We start from the raw sequence: 22,145 nt of genomic DNA, 5'->3' as shown, positions 1-22,145 counted from the left end.
TGTGACACGCGATTCGCGTAAGACCGCCACAGGTCGGTCGCGCGCGACGTCCCGCCCGGCGCCCGGACGGCGAGGGACCGGCACGGGTCGCACCACGACGGTGCGGACCGCGTCGGTCAAGCCGTCCGGCACGGCCACCGGCAGCGCGTCGAGCACGGGACGCGCGGTGCGCAAGCAACGGTCACCGCGTTCGATGCGACGCCTTGCGGTGGTCGGCGCGCTGATCGTCTTCCTGGCGGTCGTGATCGCGCCGACCGTTCGTTCATACGTCTCCGAGCGCCAGCATGTCTCGCAACTGCAGGCGCAGGTCGCCGCGCAGCAGGCCGATGTCGCGGCCCTGAAGACGGAGAAGCAGAAGTGGAGCGACCCGAAGTATGTCGCCGCGCAGGCGGGTCAGCGACTCGGCTTCGCCGAGCCCGGCAAGACATTGACGGTCTATGTCACCGACGCGAAGTCGAAGGCCGCCGCGGCGAAGAAGTCCGAGGCGAAGCAGACGTGGTACGGCACGTTGTGGAAGTCCGTCGTGGCCTCTGGTGAGCACTGATCCGTTGATGACCGAGAGTTCTTTGCCCCCAGTCGATCCCGCAGATCTCGCCCGTGTCGAGCAACAGCTCGGCCGCCTCCCGCGGGGTGTTGTCGAGATCGCCGCACGGTGTCCCTGCGGCTGCCCCGCGGTGGTGCGGACGCTGCCACGGTTGCCCGACGGAACGCCGTTCCCCACCAGCTTCTACGCAACCTGTCCGCGCCTCACCAGCGCGATCGGCACCCTCGAGGCCGAGGGAATGATGCGAGAGATGTCGGACCGCCTCGCCACCGACCCGGAGCTGGCGGCCGCCTATCGCGGTGCCCACGAGGACTACCTGCGCAGGCGCGCCGAGCTCGGTGACGTGCCGGAGATCGCCGGCATCTCCGCCGGCGGTATGCCGGATCGGGTGAAGTGCCTCCACGTGCTCGTCGCACATTCGATGGCAGTCGGTCCCGGCATCAATCCCCTTGGGGATGAAGCACTTTCGGCGCTGCCCGAGTGGTGGCGGAACGGCTGCTGCAGCCAGATGGGCACCGAGTAGCACCGAAGCGTGCCCTGAGGGGCGCGTGAGGTACGAGCGGGCGTCTCGAAGGGGACGAGCCGAACCGCGATCGAGACCCCCGGACGAATGGAGCCCCGCATGACCCGAGTCGCTGCCGTCGACTGTGGCACCAACTCCATCCGGCTGCTGATCGCCGACACCGATGGGCGGACGCTGACCGATGTCGTGCGGACGATGGAGATCGTCCGGCTCGGTCAGGGCGTCGACGTGACCGGCCGGATCGCGCCGGAGGCGATGGACCGGACCCTGCAGGTCGCAAGGACCTATGCCCAGCAGTGCACGGCGCACAGTGTCGAGCGGGTGCGCTTCGTGGCGACATCCGCGTCCCGGGATGCCGAGAACGCCGCCGAGTTCACCGCAGGCATCGCCGATGCCTTCGCGGCATTCGGCACCGTGCCCGAAGTGGTGACCGGCGACGAGGAAGCCGAACTCAGCTTCCGTGGTGCGACGAGCGTGGCGGCGGAGTCGACGCCGGCGCCATACCTCGTGGTGGACCTGGGTGGCGGCTCGACCGAGTTCGTGCTGGGCACGGCGCAGGTCGACGCCGCACGGTCGACGAACATCGGCTGTGTGCGCTTCACCGAGCGACACCTGCACTCCGACCCGCCGACGGAGGCGGAGATCGACGCGGCACTCGTCGACATCAACGCGGCGATCGATGAGGCCGCATCCGTGGTCCCGCTGGACCGTGCCGGCTCGTTGATCGGCCTGGCCGGCTCGGTGACCACGATCACCGCGCACGCGCTCGGCCTCACGGAGTACGACCCGCAGCGCATCCACGGTGCGCGGCTCTCGATCGCCCAGGTGGAGCGGTCCTGCGACGCGCTGATCCATGCGACGCGCGAGGAGCGGGCAGCGCTGGGTTACATGCACCCGGGCCGGGTCGATGTCATCGGGTCCGGCGCGCTGATCTGGCGCACCATCGTCCGCCGGGTCGGTGCGGCCGCCGGCATCGACACGGTGCTCACCAGCGAGCACGACATCCTCGACGGCATCGCGCTCGGGCTCGCGTAGCCGCCGCGTCCGGTCATTTCACACCCCGGCGACGCCCTGTGGCGTACGTCACGATGGCGGCATACTCGATCCGGGAGTACATAGGTTAGCCTTCCCTAACTGTGAACCCACTCTTCGTGGCCACGGTGCCCACCGCTCCCTATGAACCCCCGCCGGTATGGCGGGTCCTGACCGAAGCCGGCTACTTCGCCGGGCTCTGCGCCTTGCTCGGTGGTCTCGCCACGGTGCTGTTGGCCGTCCTGCCCGCGCAACGGGCGGACGCGGCAGGTATGCCGGGCGCGGGGCGGTCAGCCTTCCGGATCTTCCCCGCCATCGGCGCGGCGATGATCGTGCTCCTCTACATCCAGCAGGCTGCGCTGGCCGCACGGTCGGGCGAATTCGCGTTCTCGCACGGTTTGCGTCCGGACGTGATCGGTGAATTCCTCACGGCACCAAAGGAATCCGGCGAATGGATCGGGAAGTCGACGCTCCGTCTCATCCAGGTCCTCCTGCTCGTTGCCGCTGCCGTGCTGGCGATGTTCGCCGGCCGGCGATGCTCGCGCCGGCTCGCAACGGGAGCTCTGGCAGTCGGAGTCGTCGGGGAAGTGATCGTCAGCACTCCCACGGCATTCGCGGGCCTCACCGTCGACGACTGGCTGAAGCCGATCTTCACGCAGATCCACATCCTCGGTGCATTGGTCTGGCTCGGGGGGCTGGGTGTGCTCGCCGTGCTGTCGTGGCGGGCGCGGCCGGCCGCATCGGGAGAGGTGTGGAGCCGGGTGTGGTCCCGGTTCAGCGCGCTCGCGATGACGGCTGCCGGTGGCATCCTCATCTCGGGGTTGTGGATGTCGTGGCAGCACGTCGGGGCGTTCGGGGAGTTCGTCACCACGTCATACGGCCGATTCCTGTTGGCGAAGATCGTGCTCGTCGGCGTGATGCTCGCGGCCGGCGGCTACAACCAGACCGTCCTGCTGCCGCGGATCGCCCGAGCTGTCCGCGACGGTGATGAGACGACCGTCCGGCATGCGGTGCTGACCCACTTCCCCAAGGTGGCGGCGTTCGAGGCGCTGCTCGGACTTGCGGTCCTCCTCATCGTCCCGTTCCTGTCGGGGTCCGCACGCACGGAGAGCGGGAGCGGCGACGCAGCCCCGTTCGACGCCCGGTTGTTGCTGATCGGCATCCTGCTGATCGCGTCGATGGTGGCGTCCTTCTGGATCACCAGCCGGGTGGCTCGGGCCCAGGCGAATCGGCCGCTGCTGACGCCGCTGGCCGGCCCGACCGAGTGAGCTGACAGTAGCGCGGGAGCCACCGGACCACGACGTTCCGGTCCGGTGGCTCCCGCGTACGCTGACTCTCGCCCTCGTAGCCCAATTGGCAGAGGCAGGCGACTTAAAATCGCTCGAGTGCGGGTTCGAGTCCCGTCGGGGGCACCGAGCGATGCCAGCTGAAGGCAGGCCGGCGGGAGGAAGTCCAGGGGGTCGACCTCCCACCGACCTACCCGCTCAGTGGATGGCCTTACGCCAATGGATCTTGCCCTGCGAGATCTTCACGATCGAGCCGGGCGTCGACTCGTCCGCACCCATGGTTCCGGCGTAAACCGTTCCGTTTGCTGCGGTTTCGACGGAGACGACACCGGGAAGGTCGACGAACTTCGACACACCGCGAGTGTTGACGACGGAGACCTTCCCGCCGAACAACTCCGCGACGTAGACCTCGCCGTGCTTGCCGATGGCCAGGTTGGTCGCCCCTGCGAAGCCGGTCGCGATCCGGGTGACTGAGTGCCTCGACGGATTCACCTTCCACAAGGACCCGCGTGCACCGAGCTCGGGTCCCTCGGGGCCGCCGGGCAACGTGGTGACGTAGATCGATCCTCCCGGGCCCACTTCGACGTCGGTAGGCACCGGTTCGAAGTCGTACGTGACGCCGACCATGCAGCCCGGCATACCGAGTGCGTCCGCTTGTTCCTGGGTGACGGTCGTGGGTTGCGCCGGGAAGGTAGCCACGGTGCTGATCCGTCCGCTGTCGCTGACCGCGAGCAGGTCGTTCGCGCCGGCGTCCGCCACCAGCCAACCATTGCGGTTCGCGGCGACGGAGTACGCATGCGAGTCCAGCGCTCCGGTGTATCGCGGCCCGACGGTGGCGACGACGCAAGGATCATTGCTGCGTGGGCCGTATTGGTTCGTCCCGTCAGGATTGTGTGCCGCTTCGTATGCCGTGGTGTCGGCGTAGACGGTGCGTCCGCCGGGTCGACGCACGTTCAGTCCGGACGCGCTGTTCTCGAACGTCTCCTCGTTGGTCACGGTCGAGGTGTAGGCCAGCCAGGCTCCGCGGGTCGCGACACCCGATGCGCCCGGGACACCGGTGACCAGCGGTATGACGGAACCACCCCTGCCCACCTTCCCGACATAGCCGGGACCACCGTCCGCGACCAAGACATGCGGGCCGTCGATCTCCAGGTTGAACGGTGCGCCCACGTCGGTGGACAGCACCACCGGACCCCTCGGTTTCGAATGTTTGGGATGTGCCGAGGCGACGCCCGGCGAGGCCAGGGTGAGCCCGGCGACGGCACAGCCGACGACGAGCGCGCGCAGATGACGCATGGTTCTCCGATCCGACCCACTGTGACGAGCGGGCCTCTCCCGCTCCGGCCGAAGCCACCCTGGACACACGTCGGCCGAAGGAATCACGGACCACCGGGACAGCGGTCCTGCCGACAGTTTGCGCGAGTCCTACGGAGCGGGCGGACTAATTGCATCCGCTGAAGCGGACGAAGAAACTCAGCTCACCAGTCGTGCACCGTGCCGTCGAGACGACGATTGACGGGCAGGTACGCGGGTGTGTAGGTGAACGCCTCTGCTGCGTCGTCGTCGTATTCGACTCCCAGGCCTGGGTTTTCGCCGGGGTCGAGCAGCCCTTCAGTGAACGTGTAGCTGGTGCGGAAGACCTCGAGAGTGTCGGGTGAGTGCTTCATGAACTCCTGGATCCCGAAGTTGTGCAGCGCGATGCCGAGATGGAGATGGGCCGCCTGACCGACCGGGGAGATGTCGGTGGGGCCGTGGAACCCGGACTTGATCTGGTAGATCGCCGCGAAATCCATCAGCTTCTTCAGCGCCGTGATTCCACCCGCATGGGTGACGGCGGATCGCACGTAGTCGATGAGCTGCTCGGTGATCAACGTCTGGTAGTCGAAGACGGAGTTGAAGACCTCACCGATTGCCAGTGGGGTCGTGGTCTGCGACCGGACCCGTCGGAGCGACTCCTGGTTCTCGGCCGGGGTGCAGTCCTCGAGCCAGAACAGGTCATAGGGCTCGAGGCTCTTGCCGAGCACGGCGGCCTCGTTCGGCGACATCCGGTGATGGCCGTCGTGCAGCAGCGGTAGCTCGGGTCCGAACTCGTTGCGGACCGACTCGAAAACCGTTGGTACGTGGCGCAAATAGGCGCGGGTGTCCCACGCCTCCTCGGCGGGCAGCGCTTGTCGCTTCGCGGGTTCGTAGTCATAACGCTGTCCGGGCTGCTGGTCCGTGGCGACCCCGTAGACCTGTCCCAGGCCGGGGATCCCGGTCTGGACCCGGATCGCGCGGAACCCCTGCTCGAGGTGGTCCCGGATCGACCCGAAGAGTGCGTCGGTCGAGGCGCCCGACGCGTGGCCGTAGGCAAGGCAACCGCGCCGAGAGCGGCCACCCAGCAGTTGGTAGAGCGGCATACCCGCGGTCTTGGCCTTGATGTCCCACAGGGCCATGTCGACGGCGGCGATCGCTGCCATGGTGACCGGACCCCGTCGCCAGTAGGCACCGCGGTAGAGGTACTGCCAGGTGTCTTCGATCTGTGCCTCGTCGCGCCCGATGAGCAGTGGCACGACATGGTCGCGCAGGTATGACGCAGCGGCGAGTTCGCGGCCGTTCAGCGTGGCGTCACCGAGACCGGTCACGCCGTCGTCCGTCGTCAGCCGCAGGGTCACGAAGTTGCGGCCCGGGCTGATCACCAGAACTTCGGCGGATCTGATTGCCATGTTTCTCCTTCGAGGACGGTCAGCTGGTCGGTGCGGCATATGCCGTACGAGCGAGTCGATGGGCAAGGTCCGTCATCGTGTCCACGGCTTCGTCCATGCTGAGTCGTCCTTCGGCGACCAGCCTCGCGAGATAGCCCGCATCGATGCGGCGGGAGAGATCGTGTCGGGCCGAGATGGAAGCGAATGCCCTTGTGTCATCGACGAATCCGCTCGTGTTGTAGAAGCCGGCAGTCTCCACGGCGGACTGTCGGAAGCGCAGCATCTGCTCGGGGCTGTCGAGGAACCACCACGGGGCGCCTAGCCGGACGGACGGATACGCGCCGGCAAGCGGCGCGAGCTCACGGGAGTAGACCGTCTCGTCGGTGGTGAACAGGATGCACCGGAACCGACTGCTCAACCCGAACCGTTCGAGCAGCGGTCGCAGATTGTGCGTGAACTCCACCCGCACCGGTATGTCAAACCCCTGGTCGGGACCGAAGCGACGGTGGATGTCGCTGTTGTGGTCGCGCAGTACGCCCGGATGCAGCTGCATCACCAGGCCGTCCTCCACGGACATCTCGGCCATCTGGAAGAGCATGTGCGCGGCGAAGGCCTGCGCACCGGCCGGGTTCACGGTGCCCTCGAGAGCATCACGGTAGATGCGTTCGGCAGCGTTGTGCTCCAGAGGAGTCGTGTCCGCGGACAAGTGGCCGTGATCGGTCGCGCGTGCTCCGGCCGCGACGAAGGCGAGTCGCCGACGACGTAGCGCGGCGAGGAAGCCGCCGTAGTGGCCGGTGTCCACGTCTGACACCTCGGCCAGTCGAGCGATCTCGGCGGCCCACGTCGGGTGACCGATGTGCACCAGGGAGTCGGGCCGGAAGGTCGGCACGATCCGGCCCGGTCCGAGTCGTTCGGCCAGCACGGCGTGACCTCGCAGGTCGGCAAGCGCCGAGTCGGTCGTCGCCAGGATCTCGACGTTCATCCGGTCCAACAGGGCGAGCGGTCGGAAGTCGGCGCTGCGGATCTTGTCCAACAGATGGTCATAGAGCAGGTCGGCGGTTTCCGCCGACGGGGGAGCGGGGGCATCGAAGACCTCGACGAGTTCGTGCTCCAACCAGTAACGGGTGGGCGTGCCGCGAAAGAGGTGCCAGTTGGCGCAGAACAGTCGCCAGATGGCCCTCGCGTCCCGATCCGGCTCACCCGCCGACCCGTCAGTGTCTCGTCGGGTGGCCCCGAGGTCGGTGTGCCGATGACCCTGGGAGACCAGCATGCGCACGAGGTAGTGGTCCGGGGTGATGAACAGCTGCGCGGGATCACTGAACTGCTCGTCCGCCGCGAGGACATCGACGTCGACGTGCCCGTGCATCGAGACGAGTGGCAACGTCGCGGCGTGCCGGTGGAGGACGCGTGCAACGTCGCGAGTAGCCGGGTCGGCAGGAAGCGCGCGATCGGGATCGAGCTGCCAGTGCTCCGTCATTGCAACCTCTCGACACTCGCGGCCATCGGACCCTTTGATCTTGTCCTACCGTCCGGCCGAACTCGTCGGCGGTGCCGTCTGCCATCGTGCTGGTGGCGTTCGACCTTCTCGCACGCCGCCGATGATGCGAAGGACGCACGCATGGAACGCCTGTCGTTGACCACCCTGCCGGAACGGTCGGAGCGCATCTCCGTCCCGGGAGTCGACCCGCGGACGCTCTCGATCGGGTTGGTACATCTGGGGATCGGCGCCTTCCACCGTGCGCATCAGGCGGTCTACACCGAGGGCGCGTATGCCGCGACGGGTGACGACCGCTGGGGCACCTTCGCGGTCACCGGTCGATCGGCTGCCGTCGTCGAGCAACTCGCGCCGCAGGACTGTCTGTACGGCGTACTGACCAAGTCCGCCGAGCGCTCCTCATTACAGGTGGTCGGCGCCGTACGCGGAATCGTCAGCGGCGGTGCCGCACCACGAACCGCACTCGATGCCATCGCGTCATCCGGCGCGCAGGTGGTGACGCTGACGGTCACCGAGAAGGGTTATCCGCGGACACCGAGCGGTGGCCTGGCGCTCGGAACGGACGCTGTCACAGCGGATCTCGCGCTCGTCGAGTCCGCGCTCGCAGGTCACGACACCGCGAACCGCGCCGGCACGGCGGTCGGGTTGCTCGCGGCCGGCCTGGCGACCCGCTTCGCCGGGTCCGCCGCACCGATCAGCGTCGTGAGCTGCGACAACCTGCCCGGCAACGGCGCCCAACTCGGCCGACTGGTGCACGAGCTGGCGGACGCGACGGGTGCCGGTGAGTTCGTCGCGTGGTTGCAGGATCGGGTCGCCTTCCCATCGACGATGGTCGACCGGATCGTCCCCGCCACGACGGATGCGGACCGAGCCGAGGCCGCCGACCTCCTGCAGCTGTATGACGCGGGCCTGGTCGTCGCCGAGCCGTTCGGGCAATGGGTCATCGAGGACCGCTTCACCGCCGACCGTCCGGCGTGGGAACGCGCCGGAGTGGTGTTCACCGCAGACGTCGCGCCATACGAGAAGGCGAAGCTGCGGCTGCTGAACGGAACCCACTCGTTGCTCGCCTACCTCGGCGCGCTGGACGGCTACGCGACCATCGCCGAGGCGCTCGCGGACGACCGGTTGCTCGATGCCGCTCGCGGGCTGCAACGCGAGGACGCGATCCCGACTCTCGAGGCACCACCCGCCCTGGACCTCGAGGAGTATGGCGAGCAGATCCTCCGTCGGTTCGCGAACCCGCACCTACGGCACACCACGATCCAGGTGGCCGCGGACGGATCGCAGAAGCTGCCGATCCGGATCCTCGAGACCGCCCGGGGCCGGCTCCGGGCAGGGGCGATGCCGCAGTACTGCGCGCTCGCGGTCGCGGCCTGGATGGTCTACGTCCGGCGCGGGCAGGACGGTGGGGGACGGGACCTGCCCCTGAACGACCCGCTGGCGGGTCTCCTGCGGGAGCGGGCCGCCGGGTCTGACGTCGGACTGGTCGACCGGATGCTCGCCATCCGCGAGGTCTTCGACGAGGAGATCGCCGGTCACGATGCCTTCCGGTCCGCCGTGCGGAGTGCCGTGAAGTCCCTGATGAGCTTCGGCTGACTCAGCGGGGCGTCATACGCCGGCGCCGTCGTTGAACCTGCGCAGCAGAGTTGCGAAGGTGGCGACGTCCGCCGCCGGCCAGTCGGCGAGCCGTTCGGTGACCGCCTCCAGGTTCACTTCGTCCGCGTCGGCCATGGCGCGACGGCCCTCGGCGGTGAGGTGCAACGCCTGCGCGCGGCGCTCGCCGGGAATGGCTGCCCGCGTCACGAACCCGCGCCGCTCGAGCGCGGTCACCTGGCGACTGGCCGTCGACTTGTCGATGCCCAGTTCCTCGGCCACGGACCGGACGGTGGGCTGCTCGTCGCCGGCGATCGCGCGCAGCAACAGCACCTCGACGAACGTCACATTCGGCACCGCGGACGGCCAGCGCCGGCTCAATCTCCTTGTGAACGTTTGAAGTTCGCGCAGAATCGACCAGGCCGGGTCATGGTGACCGACCCCATCCCGATTTGACATAGACTGCCTATCCTTCTAAAAGTTGTATATACCAACTTTAACCGAGGAGCCTGTATGTCGCAGCCGGATCGCGTCCCGATGAGGACCGTCCTGTCCCACGCCGCCGTGCCGGTCCTGATGGGCCTGATCATGGCCGTCGCCTATCTGGGCGGCTTCCACAAGCCGCAGCCGCACGCCGTGCCGTTGGCGATCGTCGGACCGACGCAGCAGGTGCAGCCGATCGCGGCCGCGGCGAACAGAGCGCTCGGCGACAAGGCCGATGTCAAGGTCGTCGCAACCGAGCAGGAGGCGATCGAGCAGATCAAGGATCTGAAGCTCACCGGCGCCTATGTCCCGGGGAAGGTTTCGGCGTCACTGCTGGTCAGCACGATGGCCTCGGATGCCGGCAAGTCGACCGCGAGCCAGATGCTCGGCCCGATCGCCGCGAAGCAGGGCCTGCCCCTGACGTCGAAGGATGTGACGCCGGTGCCGGCCAGCGATCCGGTCGGTCAGAACGGGTTCTTCTACCTCGTCGCGCTGACCGTCGGCTCCTACGCGACCTCCATCGCGATCGGCGCTGCCGGCGCGACACGTCGGATGCGCGAACGCACCGGGCTGGCACTGGGCGCCGCGGTCGTGATCGCGACCGCCGGACTGGCCATCGCGCGAGCGGGATACGGGATGTTCCCCGGGCACCTGCCGGCGGTCTGGGGGCTCTCCCTCGTCTACTGCGCCGCGGTTCTGCTGATCGGTGTCGGTCTGCATCCGGTCTTCGGCCGGTTCTGCACGCTCGTCTACTCGGCGGTGTTCGTCGCACTCAACTTCACGTCGAGCGGCGGAGTGTTCCCGACCTACCTGCAGCCGGCGTTCTTCGGCTGGCTGCACCACTTCTGGATCGGATCCGGCTTCGTCGAGACGTTGCGGCGCGTCCTCTACTTTCCGCAGGTGAGCATCGCCGGTCCGATGACGATCCTGTTCGGCTGGCTGGCGCTCGGTGCGCTGTGCGTGATCGGCGGGCACCTCCTCGAGCAGCGGCGTGCCGGGCACGCGCAGGCGGCCACGGTGCTGTCGGTCGAGACCGAGGAGGAGCTCGCCGAGGACGTCGCCGTGTGACCGGTCGCGCCGGAACCTCGCAGTTGTTCCGACGTTGAGGTAGATGTGGCGGATCCAGCTAAACTGCCCTCAGGCAACATCCGTCACAGTCGTTCGACAAACGTTAGGGACTGACATGGCATCCAATCCGGTGTTCAACCGGTTCAACGAGGACCTGTCCAAGGGTCGGTTGAACGACTCGCAGCCGCAGTACGGCCAGTTCAGCACCCCCGAGCAGCAGCACCAGGCCCGCTACGGCCAGCAGGGCGGCTACCCGGGTGGGCAACAGGGCGGCTACCCCGGCTTCCAGCAGGGCTACCCGCAGCAGCCCGGTGCGTCGATGCCGGACCTGGAGAAGGCGTATGACGCCCCGTCCGCCACCGCCACTCAATCCGGCCGGATGACGCTGGACGACGTCGTCACCAAGACGCTCGGCCTGTTCGGGATGATGCTGGTCTTCGCCGCCGTCGGCTGGTTCGTCGGCAAGGAGAACCAGGGCGCCGGTATGGCGCTGTGGCTCGGCGGCATGATCGTCGGCATCGTGCTCGGCTTCGTGATCTCGTTCAAGCGCGTCATCTCGGTCCCGCTGATCCTGCTCTACGCCGTGTGCGAGGGGCTCTTCGTCGGAGCCGCCAGCGGCTTCTTCAACCAGGTCTACCCGGGCGTCGTCGCCGAGGCCGTCCTGGCGACGCTGTGCGTCTTCGTCGGCATGTTCGCCGGCTGGAAGTTCGGCCTGATCCGCGTCACCGAACGCTCCCGCAAGATCTTCGGCATGATGGCGATGGGCTACTTCCTCTTCGCCCTGGTCAACGTCGTGCTGGTGTGGACTGGTGCGATCGACAACCCGTTCGGCGTCGGCGGCAGCGGCCCGCTCGGCATCATCATCAGCGTCATCGCGGTCGGCCTGGCGTCATACTCACTCGCCGTCGACTTCGACTCGATCCAGCGCGGTGTGCAGGCCCGCCTGCCGGAGAAGTACTCCTGGCTGATGGCGCACGGCCTGCTGGTCACGGTCGTCTGGCTCTACATCGAGTTGCTGCGCCTGTTCGCCCGCATCCAGAGTCGTTGACCGGCAGCACACCCAGCAGCACAGAGGTCGAGCGCCTGATCCCCTCGGATCGGGTGCTCGACCTCTTCGCCGTTCCCGGCGACCTACAAGCGCTGCCGGGAGGCCAGGGCAGCAGCGTGCTCGCCGGCGATCTGGTGCTCAGCCCCGGTCGTGATCCGGTCATCGCCGACGGGCTGAACCCCTTGCTCGCACGTATGGCGGTCGGCCTCGACACCCGCCCGCGACGCGAGGTCCGCATCGCGATGCCGATCCCGGCGCGTGACGGGACCTGGGTCGTCGACGGCTGGTCCGCGAGCCGGTACGAGCCCGGCAGCCGCACCTGCACCGATGCCGCGGTCGTGCGAGCGACCGGTGCGTTGCTGCATGCCGAGCTCGCGCGAATGGTCGCGGCGTGGCCGCTCGCCGGACAACCACCGCGCAGCCGGTGGGACTGCGCCGAGCGCGTCGCGTTCGGCGACCTGACGCTCAACCCCGGCGAATTCACCGATGCGCAAACGGAATTCGCGCGAGAGCTGCTCGATCGGCGCACCGGGGAGGGATTCGGCGACGACCAGCTCGTGCACGGCGATCTCGCCGGCAATGTATTGCTGGATGCCGCCGACGTGCCGGTCGTGATCGACGTCGCGCCCTACTGGCGGCCGGCTCGCTGGGCGGATGCGGTCTGCGTGCTGGACCTGGTCATGTGGTCGGGGGCCGACCCCGCACTGTTGCGTGACTGGACCGGCGGTTCGCTGCAGGCGATGCTGCGCGCGGCGCTGTTCCGGGTGCTGTCCGACCCCGACCCCGATGCGGAGCACGTTGGCCGCTACCGCGCCGCCCTCGCACCGTTGCTCTGACGTCGCCGGCTCACGGCAGGGCGCGACGCAGCCGGGTCAGCCCCTCCAGTGCCGCTGTTTCGAAGCCGGCCCCGCAGGCGTCATACACCGTCACCGCGAGCTGGTCGGGGAGTGCGGCGTCCCCGAGGTCGGGTATGACGAGTGGCGCCAGGCCCCGCTCGCGGCGCACCCGATCGGCCAGCTGCTGCGCGAGTTCGCGCACCGATGAAGCAGTTTCGCCTGTTTGCTCGGCAGACAGCTGCTGCCATCTGCGGGTCACCCGGCGCAGCTCGGTCGCGACATCGTCCACCACCCCAGCGTATGGCGGCACACCGCACTCGATTCGGGGGAGGCCACTCGCGCGTTTAGGGTGGGTTGGTTCTTTTATCCAACCTGGAGGTTCGAGTCATGTCCGCTGAGAGCTCCGCGGGCCGGTCGCCCGTCAGAGAGCTGACCGTCCGCGGCATCATCATCGGCGGTCTGATCACGCTGGTGTTCACGGCAGCCAACGTCTACCTCGGCCTGAAGGTCGGCCTCACGTTCGCCACATCCATCCCGGCGGCGGTCATCTCGATGGCCGTCCTGCGCTACTGGGCCGATCACTCGATCAAAGAGAACAACATCGTCCAGACCATCGCCTCGGCGGCGGGGACACTCTCGGCGATCATCTTCGTGCTGCCCGGCCTGGTGATCATCGGCTGGTGGCACGGCTTCCCGTACTGGACGACGATGGCCGTCTGTGTGGTCGGCGGCATCCTCGGGGTCGCCTACTCGATCCCGCTGCGCCGGGCACTCGTCACCGGGTCCGACCTGCCCTACCCGGAGGGCGTCGCCGGCGCCGAGGTGCTCAAGGTCGGTGACACCACCGAGGGCGCCGACGAGAACCGTCGTGGCCTGCGGGTCATCGTGATCGGTTCGCTCGCGGCGGCCGGCTTCTCGCTGCTGGCCGCGCTCAAGGTCGCCAGCAATGCGTTGCAGAAGACCTTCCACGTCGGGTCCGGCGGAACGATGATCGGCTCCAGCCTGTCGCTCGCGCTCATCGGTGTCGGGCACCTCGTCGGTCTCTCGGTCGGCATCGCGATGATCATCGGCCTGCTCATCTCGTTCGGTGTGCTGCTTCCGATCAAGTCCTCGGGTCACCTGCCCTCGCACGGTGACATCACCGACGCGGTCAGCGGCGTCTTCGCCAATGACATCCGCTTCATCGGTGCGGGCGCCATCGCGGTGGCCGCGATCTGGACGCTGCTGAAGATCATCGCGCCGATCCTCAAGGGCATCAACGACGCGATCCGCTCGACGCGCGCACGCCAGAGCGGCCAGCAGGTCGAGGTCACCGAGCAGGACATGCCGATCACCATCGTCGCCGGGATCGTGCTGGTCTCGCTGATCCCGATCGCGTTCCTGCTGTGGGGTTTCGCGCATGACACCGCGCTGCACGGCAACCTCGCCGGCATCCTCATCCTGAGCCTGGTCTTCGTGCTCGTCATCGGCCTGGTCGTCGCCTCGGTCTGTGGCTACATGGCGGGTCTGATCGGCTCGTCGAACAGCCCGATCTCCGGTGTCGGCATCCTCGTCGTGCTCGCCGCAGCGCTGCTCATCAAGGCGGTGCACGGCAGCGGCAGCGGAGCCGAGACGGAGGCGCTCGTCGCCTACACGCTGTTCACGGCGTCCATCGTGTTCGGTGTCGCGACGATCTCGAACGACAACCTGCAGGACCTCAAGACCGGTCAGCTCGTCGGCTCCACGCCGTGGAAGCAGCAGGTCGCGCTGGTCATCGGCGTCGTGTTCGGCTCCATCGTCATACCGCCGATCATGGACCTGATGAACAACAGCTTCGGGTTCCTCGGAGCACCGGGCGCCGGCAAGGACGCCCTCGCCGCGCCCCAGGCGTCGCTCATCTCCTCGCTCGCCAAGGGAGTCTTCGGTGGCTCGCTCGACTGGGGTCTGATCGGTCTCGGCGCCGTCATCGGCGCCGCGGTGATCCTCGTCGACGAGGTCCTCGGCAAGACCACCGGCCGGCTACGGCTGCCCCCGCTGGCCGTCGGCATGGGAATGTACCTGCCGATCTCGCTGACTCTGATGATCCCGATCGGTGCCGTCATCGGCGTCTTCTACGACCGCTGGGCCGACCGCAACACCCAGCACCCGGAGCGCGTCAAGCGACTCGGTGTGCTCGTCGCGACCGGCTTCATCGTCGGCGAGAGCCTCTTCGGAGTCTTCCTCGCAGCCGTCGTCGCCGCGACCGGCAAGGAAAGTCCGCTCGGGGTCGTCGGCGACGGCTTCCTGCATCCGTCCGAGTGGATCGGCGCGATCGTGTTCATCGCCGTCGTGGCGGGTTCGTACCTCTGGACGCGCAAGATCGCGACCGGTGGCGACGCGGAACCGGTGAAGCAGAGCTGATCCCTGCACAAACGAATTCGGCCCCGGACCGCCTTGGCGGTCCGGGGCCGAATTCGTTTGTGCCTCAGGTGATTACAGCTCAGGACAGCCGCTCGTAGATGATCGCCATACCCTGGCCGCCACCGACGCACATGGTCTCCAGACCGAACGTGCCGTCCGCCTCCTGCAGGCCGTTGAGCAGGGTGGTGGTGATGCGTGCTCCGGTCGAGCCGAACGGGTGGCCGAGGGCGATCGCGCCGCCGTGGACGTTCAGCTTGTCGAAGTCCATCCCGAGGTCGTCCGCGGACGGCAGGACCTGGGCGGCGAAAGCCTCGTTGATCTCGTAGAGGTCCAGGTCGTTGATCGTCATACCCGCGCGCTGGAGAGCCTGGCGGGACGCCTCGACCGGGCCGAGGCCCATGATCTCGGGGGAGAGGGCCGAGACGCCGGTGGAGACCACGCGGGCCAGCGGGGTGAGGCCGAGTTCCTTGGCCTTGGTGTCGCTCATGACGACGACTGCGGCGGCACCGTCGTTGAGCGGGCAGCAGTTGCCCGCAGTCACGGTGCCGTTCTCGCGGAACACCGGCTGCAGCGTCGAGACCTTCTCCAGGGTGACGCCCGCGCGGGGACCGTCATCGGTGCTGACGACGGTGCCGTCGGGCAGGGTCACCGGCGCGATCTCACGGGCGAAGAAGCCGTCCGCGATCGCCTTCTCGGCGCGGTTCTGGCTGCTGACGCCCCACTCGTCCTGGCGTTCGCGGCTGATGCCGCGCAGCGTTGCGACGTTCTCGGCGGTCTGGCCCATCGCGATGTAGACGTCCGGCAGGTTGCCGTCCTCTCGCGGGTCGGTCCACGTGGAGTTGTCCTTGGCGATCTGTTCGGTGCGTGCCTTGGCACCGTCGAACTTCGCGTTCTGCCAGGCGACGTTGCTGCCGCCGGCGCCGGAGAAATCGGCGTAGCGGGAGACGCACTCGACACCGGCGGAGATGAAGACGTCGCCCTCGCCGGCCTTGATCGCGTGCGCGGCCATCCGGGTCGTCTGGACGGAGGAGGAGCAGAAGCGGTTGACGGTCGCGCCGGGCAGGTGGTCCCAGCCACCGAGCACCGACACGACGCGGGCCATGTTGCTGCCGTGCTCGGCCCACGGCTCGGCGCAGCCGAGGTAGAGGTCCTCGACGAGCTTCGGGTCCAGGCCGGGGACCCGGTCGAGGGCCGCCTGGATGACCTGGACGCTCAGGTCGTCGGGGCGGATGTCCTTCAGGGATCCCTTGAACGCACGACCGATCGGTGTGCGGGCAGTGGAGACGATGACAGCTTCAGGCATGGGGTCCTCCGTCGTTGCAGGAATCAGGCGATCGAGCTCGGCGCGATGTTACTCGCGGGTAAGACTGCTGCCACGAGTGTATGGCGTGGGCCGGTCCGGCCCGCCGGTACCTCGTGGTGCCGAGTTCTCAGTCACGCAAAAGCTTTGCGGTTCGGGCGATTTCGTCGGGTTCGCCGGGAGTCGGGATCCACGGCAGCTGCAGCGGGTCGTCGACGTAGCGCGGCACGACGTGGAGGTGGAAGTGGAACACGGTCTGCCATGCCTCGGCCCCGCAGCAGTTGAGCAGGTTGATGCCGTCGGCGTTGAGGCGCTCCGTGGCGCGTCGGGCGATCGTCTGCGCCGATGCGGCGACGGCCGCGAGCTCGTCCGGCTCGATCTCGAGCAGGTCTTTGGTGTGCTTCTTCGGGATCACGAGTGCGTGACCGGTGGTGCCCGGGTTGATGTCCATGAAGGCGATGGTGCGCTCGTCCTCGTGGATCTTCTCCGCGGGCAGCTCACCCGCCACGATCTTGCAGAACAGGCAGTCGGCGTCGGTCGTCATACTCCGACTGTAAGCCCGATGGGCGGTCAGTTCGACGCCGTCGGCTGGTCCGTGCTCTGGGCAGGTTCGGCGTCGACGGCACTCGTTTCCGGGGCCTCCGTGGCAACGGGTGCCGGCTGCTCCGTCTCGTCTGCGGGCGCCGGCAGCGGCTGCCGGTGTCGACGCAGCAGGACGGCCCAGGGTCCGCGGGCATTGCGCGCGACACCTTCGACCTCGGTGCCGGTGACCTCGGTGCCCGGATCCCGGGCGGCCCGGCGTGCCGCGGACGCGACCGGGCGAACGGCCTCGCCGCGGAGCCGCTCCGGCCGGCGGCCGGTGTCCGCCGACACCTCGCCGATCGCGTCCAGGACACTCGGCAGCAGGGCGGACGCAGCGCGCGCGTAACCGGCGGACGACGGATGGAAACGGTCCTTGGAGAACATCACCGAGGGGCTGTCGGAGAACTCGTGACCGAGCAGGTCGCCCAGGGAGACGGTGCGTCCGCCGAGCTCGACGACCGTGCGCGTCTGCGCCGCGGCGAGGTGCCGCGACCAACGACGGGCCAACTGTCGCAGCGGCTGCGGGACGGGCTTGATGACGCCGAGGTCGGGGCAGGTGCCGACGACGACAGGGCTGTCCGCGTCGCGCAGCCGACGCACCGTCTCCGCGAGATGCTCGACCGCGTCGGTCTGTGACAGGCGGCTGGTGACGTCGTTGGCGCCGATCATGATGAGCGCGACGTCCGGATGCGGCACCTCGGCGAGCAGTTCGTCCAGCTGGCCACCCAGGTCCGGGGAGGTCGCGCCGACGACGGAGACGTTGGTCAGTCGGACCGGGCGGCCGGCGAACGCTGCGACCGCGGTCGCGATGATGGCGCCGACGGTCTGTGACGCCGCGTCGGCGCCCATGCCTTTTGCGGTCGAGTCGCCGAGGACGACGAACTGGATCGGCTTGCCAGGACCGGCGCCGTAGACGCCGCTGTCGTCGGGTGCGCCGTCGAACGGCTGACCCACGACGCGTCGCGCGATCGCGGCCTCGCCCTTGAGAACGCCCCAACCGCCGAGGAATCCGGCCGCACTGACACCGGCCGTGCCCGCGACATACGTCGCAGCCTTGCGCGCCATCGATGCCCGACTCACTGCTGCTGCACCCGCCCTCCGCCGCCATTGGCCGTGCGCTCGTCGCGCTGGTCCACGGACGGTCCATGTTCTCATCACCTGACAAGCCGGCTGCCGTCCGGGTGACTCTCGGTGAGCCGCCCCGAGAGCATCCGACATCTGAGACGATCGGTGCATGAAGTTTGCTGAGCACATCGCCGATCTGGTCGGCGGCACCCCACTCGTGCGGTTGTCGAAGGTCACCGAAGGCATCGAGTGCACCGTTCTGGTCAAAGTCGAGTACGTGAACCCCGGTGGTTCGGTGAAGGACCGCATCGCGCTGCGGATGATCGAGGCGGCGGAGGCGTCCGGGGCGTTGCAGCCCGGCGGCACGATCGTCGAGCCCACCTCGGGCAACACCGGTGTCGGTCTCGCCCTCGTGGGGCAGCGCAAGGGTTACAAGTGCATCTTCGTGTGCCCGGACAAGGTCAGTGAGGACAAGCGCAACGTCCTCAAGGCGTATGGCGCGCAGGTTGTCGTCACCCCCACCTCGGTGCCGCCCGAGCACCCGGACTCCTACTACAGCGTCTCCGACCGGATCGCCGCCGAGACCCCCGGCGGTTGGAAGCCCGACCAGTACTCCAACCCCGAAGGCCCGAACTCCCACTACCACTCGACCGGTCCCGAGATCTGGGCCGACACCGACGGCGAGCTGACGTCCTTCGTGGCCGGCATCGGCACGGGCGGCACGATCACCGGCACCGGTCGCTTCCTGCGTGAGGTGTCCAAGGATCGACCCGGCGGGCGCGTCACCATCATCGGCGCGGACCCGGAAGGCTCGGTCTACTCCGGCGGGTCCGGGCGCCCCTATCTGGTCGAGGGGGTGGGCGAGGACATGTGGCCGCGCGCCTACGACCCGTCCGTCGTCGACGACGTCATCGCGGTGAGCGACGCGGAGTCATTCGAGATGACCCGCCGGCTCGCCCGCGAGGAGGGCCTGCTCGTCGGCGGCTCCTGCGGTATGGCGGTCGTCGCGGCGTTGCGTCACGCGCGGACGTTGCCGGCGGACGCGACGGTCGTCGTGCTGTTGCCGGACTCGGGCCGCGGCTACCTGTCGAAGATCTTCGACGACACCTGGATGGGCAGTTACGGCTTCCTGCCGGAGCAGGCGGAGGAACAGACGGTCGGAAGTGTCCTGGCCGCCAAGGAGGGCTCGATGCCCGCCCTGGTCCACACGCACCCGAACGAAACGATCCGCGACGCGATCCAGATCCTGCGCGAATACGACGTCTCGCAGATGCCCGTCGTCAATGCCGAGCCGCCGGTCATGGCCGGCGAGGTCGCCGGGTCGGTGAGTGAACGCGAGCTGCTCGACGCTCTGTATGCCGGGGACGCTCACCTCGCGGACCCGGTCGAACGCCACATGGAGGCCGCGCTGCCGATGATCGGTGCCAACGAGCGAGTGAGCGGTGCGCGGGCGCTGCTCAACAAGCACGACGCACTGATGGTCGTCCAGGACGGCAAGCCGGTGGGAGTGTTGACCCGAGCGGACCTGCTGAGCCTCCTCGTCGACTGAGTCCGCGGGGTTCGTTGCTGCACCTCCTTGCAGAACGGCCGATGGCCGGCACGAGCACGCTCGTTGCCGGCCATCGGCCGTCCTGGTCGTCGGTTCCGCGGCCGTCGGGTTGTCGTTCGGCTGGTTTGTCGGGGCTGTTGGGTGCGCGGACTTTGAGACTTGTCCGGTCCTCGTGCGCTGTCGCCGGCCCACGAGCACGCTCGTTGCCGGCCAGCGGCCGTTCTGGTCGTCGGTTCCGCGGCCGTCGGGTTGTCGTTCGGTTGGTTTGTCCGGGCTGGTGGGAGCAAGCGCAGCAGGTCGGGCGCCTTGAAGGGCGGGTCGAGCGGGCTCTTGCCTGCCCGGAGCAGGCGGTACCCGTCCAAAAACCGCGGAATGGCCCCGATTTGGCAGTTCACGCGTTGGTGGTCTACTGTTTTCCATGTCAGCCCAACGGGGCGGCAAAGCGAAGAGCGAAAGCCCTCCGCAACTGCCCTCGGAAGACTGGCTGATCGGATTTTGAAGCCGGTCAGACGGTCTGCTAAGCTGACAACGTCACTCGGAGCCAAGTGCGCGAGAGTCGAGATCCTGAGGATCACGACTTGCCGCCCAAGAGCCGGGAGGACACAACCAAGAAAGCACAGTTCGTGTCGATTCGTGGTGCAAACCACGCGGAGATATGTGTCTGGTCGTTTTTTGAGAACTCAACAGCGTGTCGAATGATTGATGCCAATTGTTTGTTGGTTTGATCGTTTTTGTAGCATTTTTTGCTCTTGATCGATTTTTGCCAGTTTTGGATTCTTTTTTGGAGAGTTTGATCCTGGCTCAGGACGAACGCTGGCGGCGTGCTTAACACATGCAAGTCGAACGATGATGGACCAGCTTGCTGGTTTGGATTAGTGGCGAACGGGTGAGTAACACGTGAGTAACCTGCCCTTCACTTTGGGATAAGCCTTGGAAACGGGGTCTAATACCGAGTATTCACATTTTGCCGCATGGTGGGGTGTGGAAAGCTTTTGTGGTGAGGGATGGACTCGCGGCCTATCAGCTTGATGGTGGGGTAGTGGCCTACCATGGCTTTGACGGGTAGCCGGCCTGAGAGGGTGACCGGCCACACTGGGACTGAGACACGGCCCAGACTCCTACGGGAGGCAGCAGTGGGGAATATTGCACAATGGGCGGAAGCCTGATGCAGCGACGCCGCGTGGGGGATGAAGGCTTTCGGGTCGTAAACTCCTTTCAGCAGGGACGAAGCTTTTGTGACGGTACCTGCAGAAGAAGCACCGGCTAACTACGTGCCAGCAGCCGCGGTAATACGTAGGGTGCGAGCGTTGTCCGGAATTATTGGGCGTAAAGAGCTTGTAGGCGGTTTGTCGCGTCTGCCGTGAAAGCCCAGGGCTTAACCCTGGGTCTGCGGTGGGTACGGGCAGACTAGAGTGTGGTAGGGGAGACTGGAATTCCTGGTGTAGCGGTGAAATGCGCAGATATCAGGAGGAACACCGATGGCGAAGGCAGGTCTCTGGGCCACTACTGACGCTGAGAAGCGAAAGCATGGGGAGCAAACAGGATTAGATACCCTGGTAGTCCATGCCGTAAACGTTGGGAACTAGGTGTGGGCCTCATTCCACGAGGTCCGTGCCGTAGCTAACGCATTAAGTTCCCCGCCTGGGGAGTACGGCCGCAAGGCTAAAACTCAAAGGAATTGACGGGGGCCCGCACAAGCGGCGGAGCATGCGGATTAATTCGATGCAACGCGAAGAACCTTACCAAGGCTTGACATACACCGGAATGTGCCAGAGATGGTGCAGCCTTCGGGCTGGTGTACAGGTGGTGCATGGTTGTCGTCAGCTCGTGTCGTGAGATGTTGGGTTAAGTCCCGCAACGAGCGCAACCCTCGTTTCATGTTGCCAGCACGTAATGGTGGGGACTCATGGGAGACTGCCGGGGTCAACTCGGAGGAAGGTGGGGATGACGTCAAATCATCATGCCCCTTATGTCTTGGGCTTCACGCATGCTACAATGGCTGGTACAGAGGGTTGCGATACCGTGAGGTGGAGCGAATCCCTTAAAACTGGTCTCAGTTCGGATTGGGGTCTGCAACTCGACCCCATGAAGTTGGAGTCGCTAGTAATCGCAGATCAGCAACGCTGCGGTGAATACGTTCCCGGGCCTTGTACACACCGCCCGTCAAGTCACGAAAGTCGGTAACACCCGAAGCCGGTGGCCCAACCCTTGTGGGGGGAGCCGTCGAAGGTGGGATTGGCGATTGGGACTAAGTCGTAACAAGGTAGCCGTACCGGAAGGTGCGGCTGGATCACCTCCTTTCTAAGGAGCATTAACACCTTTCATTGCCGAATGTGTAGTGGGGTGGCTCATGGGTGGAATCATCAATCAGAATGCTTGACACATTTCGTGTTGGGCCGGCGGAGTACGAACAGTTCACTGGTTTCCCTTGTGGGGGGTTGGTGGTGTTGTGGAAATGTTGGTTCGGTGTGGGTGTGTGGGGTGTCGGCACGTTGTTGGGTTTTGAGGAAACGACTGCCTGGCCGGCCTTACGGGGTTGGGTGGGGTGGTGTTTTCTTGGTGCTGCCCGTCACCGGGTGATCCGATTGGATTGTTTGGTGGTGGTGTTGGTGTGTTGTTTGAGAATTGTATAGTGGACGCGAGCATCTTTGTAGTTTTTAAGAATTTTACTGGTTTTT

At 66.8% G+C, this 22,145-nt stretch carries 18 protein-coding genes, 1 tRNA gene and 1 rRNA gene; 12 read left to right on the top strand and 8 right to left on the bottom strand.

Annotated elements, in window-relative coordinates; all coding sequences use genetic code 11:
• Nucleotide 1 precedes the first annotated feature (1 nt).
• From ACZ50J_RS17670 to ACZ50J_RS17650, 5 genes are all read left to right on the top strand, one after another.
• On the top strand, nucleotides 2–544 hold the full coding sequence (locus ACZ50J_RS17670) for a septum formation initiator family protein (protein WP_464298465.1): 543 nt from the start codon (nucleotides 2–4) through the stop codon (nucleotides 542–544).
• A 7-nt stretch (nucleotides 545–551) separates the two neighbouring features.
• Nucleotides 552–1,067, top strand: coding sequence for a DUF501 domain-containing protein (locus ACZ50J_RS17665; RefSeq protein WP_464298464.1), 516 nt, complete (start codon nucleotides 552–554; stop codon nucleotides 1,065–1,067).
• 99 nt (nucleotides 1,068–1,166) lie between these two features.
• The gene (locus ACZ50J_RS17660) at nucleotides 1,167–2,102 is read left to right on the top strand and encodes a Ppx/GppA phosphatase family protein (RefSeq protein WP_464298463.1); all 936 of its coding nucleotides are present in this window, start codon (nucleotides 1,167–1,169) and stop codon (nucleotides 2,100–2,102) included.
• 101 nt (nucleotides 2,103–2,203) lie between these two features.
• The gene (locus tag ACZ50J_RS17655) at nucleotides 2,204–3,367 is read left to right on the top strand and encodes a copper resistance D family protein (protein WP_464298462.1); all 1,164 of its coding nucleotides are present in this window, start codon (nucleotides 2,204–2,206) and stop codon (nucleotides 3,365–3,367) included.
• A 70-nt stretch (nucleotides 3,368–3,437) separates the two neighbouring features.
• Nucleotides 3,438–3,511, top strand: a tRNA-Leu gene (locus ACZ50J_RS17650).
• A 72-nt stretch (nucleotides 3,512–3,583) separates the two neighbouring features.
• Here the strand turns inward: ACZ50J_RS17650 and ACZ50J_RS17645 are convergent.
• The 3 genes from ACZ50J_RS17645 to uxaC all read right to left on the bottom strand — a co-directional run bounded on the left by ACZ50J_RS17645 (nucleotide 3,584) and on the right by uxaC (nucleotide 7,546).
• A complete protein-coding gene (locus ACZ50J_RS17645) occupies nucleotides 3,584–4,681 on the bottom strand; it encodes a ScyD/ScyE family protein (protein ID WP_464298461.1) in 1,098 nt (365 codons plus the stop codon).
• A 182-nt stretch (nucleotides 4,682–4,863) separates the two neighbouring features.
• A complete protein-coding gene (manD, locus tag ACZ50J_RS17640) occupies nucleotides 4,864–6,090 on the bottom strand; it encodes a D-mannonate dehydratase ManD (RefSeq protein ID WP_464298460.1) in 1,227 nt (408 codons plus the stop codon).
• A 19-nt stretch (nucleotides 6,091–6,109) separates the two neighbouring features.
• The gene (gene uxaC / locus ACZ50J_RS17635; RefSeq protein WP_464298459.1) at nucleotides 6,110–7,546 is read right to left on the bottom strand and encodes a glucuronate isomerase; all 1,437 of its coding nucleotides are present in this window, start codon (nucleotides 7,544–7,546) and stop codon (nucleotides 6,110–6,112) included.
• 141 nt (nucleotides 7,547–7,687) lie between these two features.
• Between uxaC and ACZ50J_RS17630 the strand changes: the two genes are divergently transcribed.
• The gene (locus tag ACZ50J_RS17630) at nucleotides 7,688–9,160 is read left to right on the top strand and encodes a mannitol dehydrogenase family protein (protein WP_464298458.1); all 1,473 of its coding nucleotides are present in this window, start codon (nucleotides 7,688–7,690) and stop codon (nucleotides 9,158–9,160) included.
• Nucleotides 9,161–9,172: 12 nt separating this feature from the next.
• On the opposite strand, the gene ACZ50J_RS17625 is transcribed toward ACZ50J_RS17630, so the two are convergent.
• Nucleotides 9,173–9,505, bottom strand: a complete 333-nt coding sequence (locus ACZ50J_RS17625) for a MarR family winged helix-turn-helix transcriptional regulator (protein ID WP_464298457.1) — start codon at nucleotides 9,503–9,505, stop codon at nucleotides 9,173–9,175.
• Between the two features lie 165 nt (nucleotides 9,506–9,670).
• On the opposite strand from ACZ50J_RS17625, the gene ACZ50J_RS17620 reads away from it, so the two are divergent.
• From ACZ50J_RS17620 to ACZ50J_RS17610, 3 genes are all read left to right on the top strand, one after another.
• The gene (locus tag ACZ50J_RS17620) at nucleotides 9,671–10,708 is read left to right on the top strand and encodes an ABC-2 transporter permease (RefSeq protein ID WP_464298456.1); all 1,038 of its coding nucleotides are present in this window, start codon (nucleotides 9,671–9,673) and stop codon (nucleotides 10,706–10,708) included.
• Nucleotides 10,709–10,823: 115 nt separating this feature from the next.
• On the top strand, nucleotides 10,824–11,756 hold the full coding sequence (locus ACZ50J_RS17615) for a Bax inhibitor-1/YccA family protein (RefSeq protein ID WP_464298455.1): 933 nt from the start codon (nucleotides 10,824–10,826) through the stop codon (nucleotides 11,754–11,756).
• The gene (locus tag ACZ50J_RS17610) at nucleotides 11,753–12,592 is read left to right on the top strand and encodes an aminoglycoside phosphotransferase (protein ID WP_464298454.1); all 840 of its coding nucleotides are present in this window, start codon (nucleotides 11,753–11,755) and stop codon (nucleotides 12,590–12,592) included. The genes ACZ50J_RS17615 and ACZ50J_RS17610 overlap by 4 nt, the downstream gene beginning before the upstream one ends.
• Before the next feature lie 10 nt (nucleotides 12,593–12,602).
• Here ACZ50J_RS17610 and ACZ50J_RS17605 read toward each other — a convergent pair whose 3' ends face one another.
• Nucleotides 12,603–12,881 (bottom strand): hypothetical protein, encoded by a 279-nt coding sequence (locus tag ACZ50J_RS17605; protein ID WP_464298453.1) that lies wholly within the window; start codon nucleotides 12,879–12,881, stop codon nucleotides 12,603–12,605.
• A 98-nt stretch (nucleotides 12,882–12,979) separates the two neighbouring features.
• Here ACZ50J_RS17605 and ACZ50J_RS17600 point away from each other — a divergent pair, with 98 nt between their 5' ends.
• Nucleotides 12,980–14,971: an OPT family oligopeptide transporter gene (locus ACZ50J_RS17600; RefSeq protein ID WP_464298452.1), complete on the top strand. Its 1,992-nt coding sequence runs from the start codon at nucleotides 12,980–12,982 to the stop codon at nucleotides 14,969–14,971.
• Nucleotides 14,972–15,050: 79 nt separating this feature from the next.
• Here ACZ50J_RS17600 and ACZ50J_RS17595 read toward each other — a convergent pair whose 3' ends face one another.
• The 3 genes from ACZ50J_RS17595 to ACZ50J_RS17585 form a co-directional block, all read right to left on the bottom strand.
• Entirely contained in the window at nucleotides 15,051–16,274 is a 1,224-nt protein-coding gene (locus tag ACZ50J_RS17595) for an acetyl-CoA C-acetyltransferase (protein ID WP_464298451.1), read from the bottom strand.
• Nucleotides 16,275–16,401: 127 nt separating this feature from the next.
• Nucleotides 16,402–16,815: an HIT family protein gene (locus ACZ50J_RS17590; protein WP_464298450.1), complete on the bottom strand. Its 414-nt coding sequence runs from the start codon at nucleotides 16,813–16,815 to the stop codon at nucleotides 16,402–16,404.
• Between the two features lie 26 nt (nucleotides 16,816–16,841).
• Nucleotides 16,842–17,933 (bottom strand): SGNH/GDSL hydrolase family protein, encoded by a 1,092-nt coding sequence (locus tag ACZ50J_RS17585; protein WP_464298449.1) that lies wholly within the window; start codon nucleotides 17,931–17,933, stop codon nucleotides 16,842–16,844.
• 154 nt (nucleotides 17,934–18,087) lie between these two features.
• Between ACZ50J_RS17585 and ACZ50J_RS17580 the strand changes: the two genes are divergently transcribed.
• Nucleotides 18,088–19,467, top strand: a complete 1,380-nt coding sequence (locus ACZ50J_RS17580; protein ID WP_464298448.1) for a cystathionine beta-synthase — start codon at nucleotides 18,088–18,090, stop codon at nucleotides 19,465–19,467.
• A gap of 778 nt (nucleotides 19,468–20,245) precedes the next feature.
• A 16S ribosomal RNA gene (locus ACZ50J_RS17575) occupies nucleotides 20,246–21,768 on the top strand.
• Nucleotides 21,769–22,145: the final 377 nt, after the last annotated feature.

The organism is Flexivirga sp. G2 (genome assembly GCF_055397625.1).
Note: the sequence above shows the minus strand (reverse complement) of the source record. Positions and strands in the feature narration are given on the sequence as shown.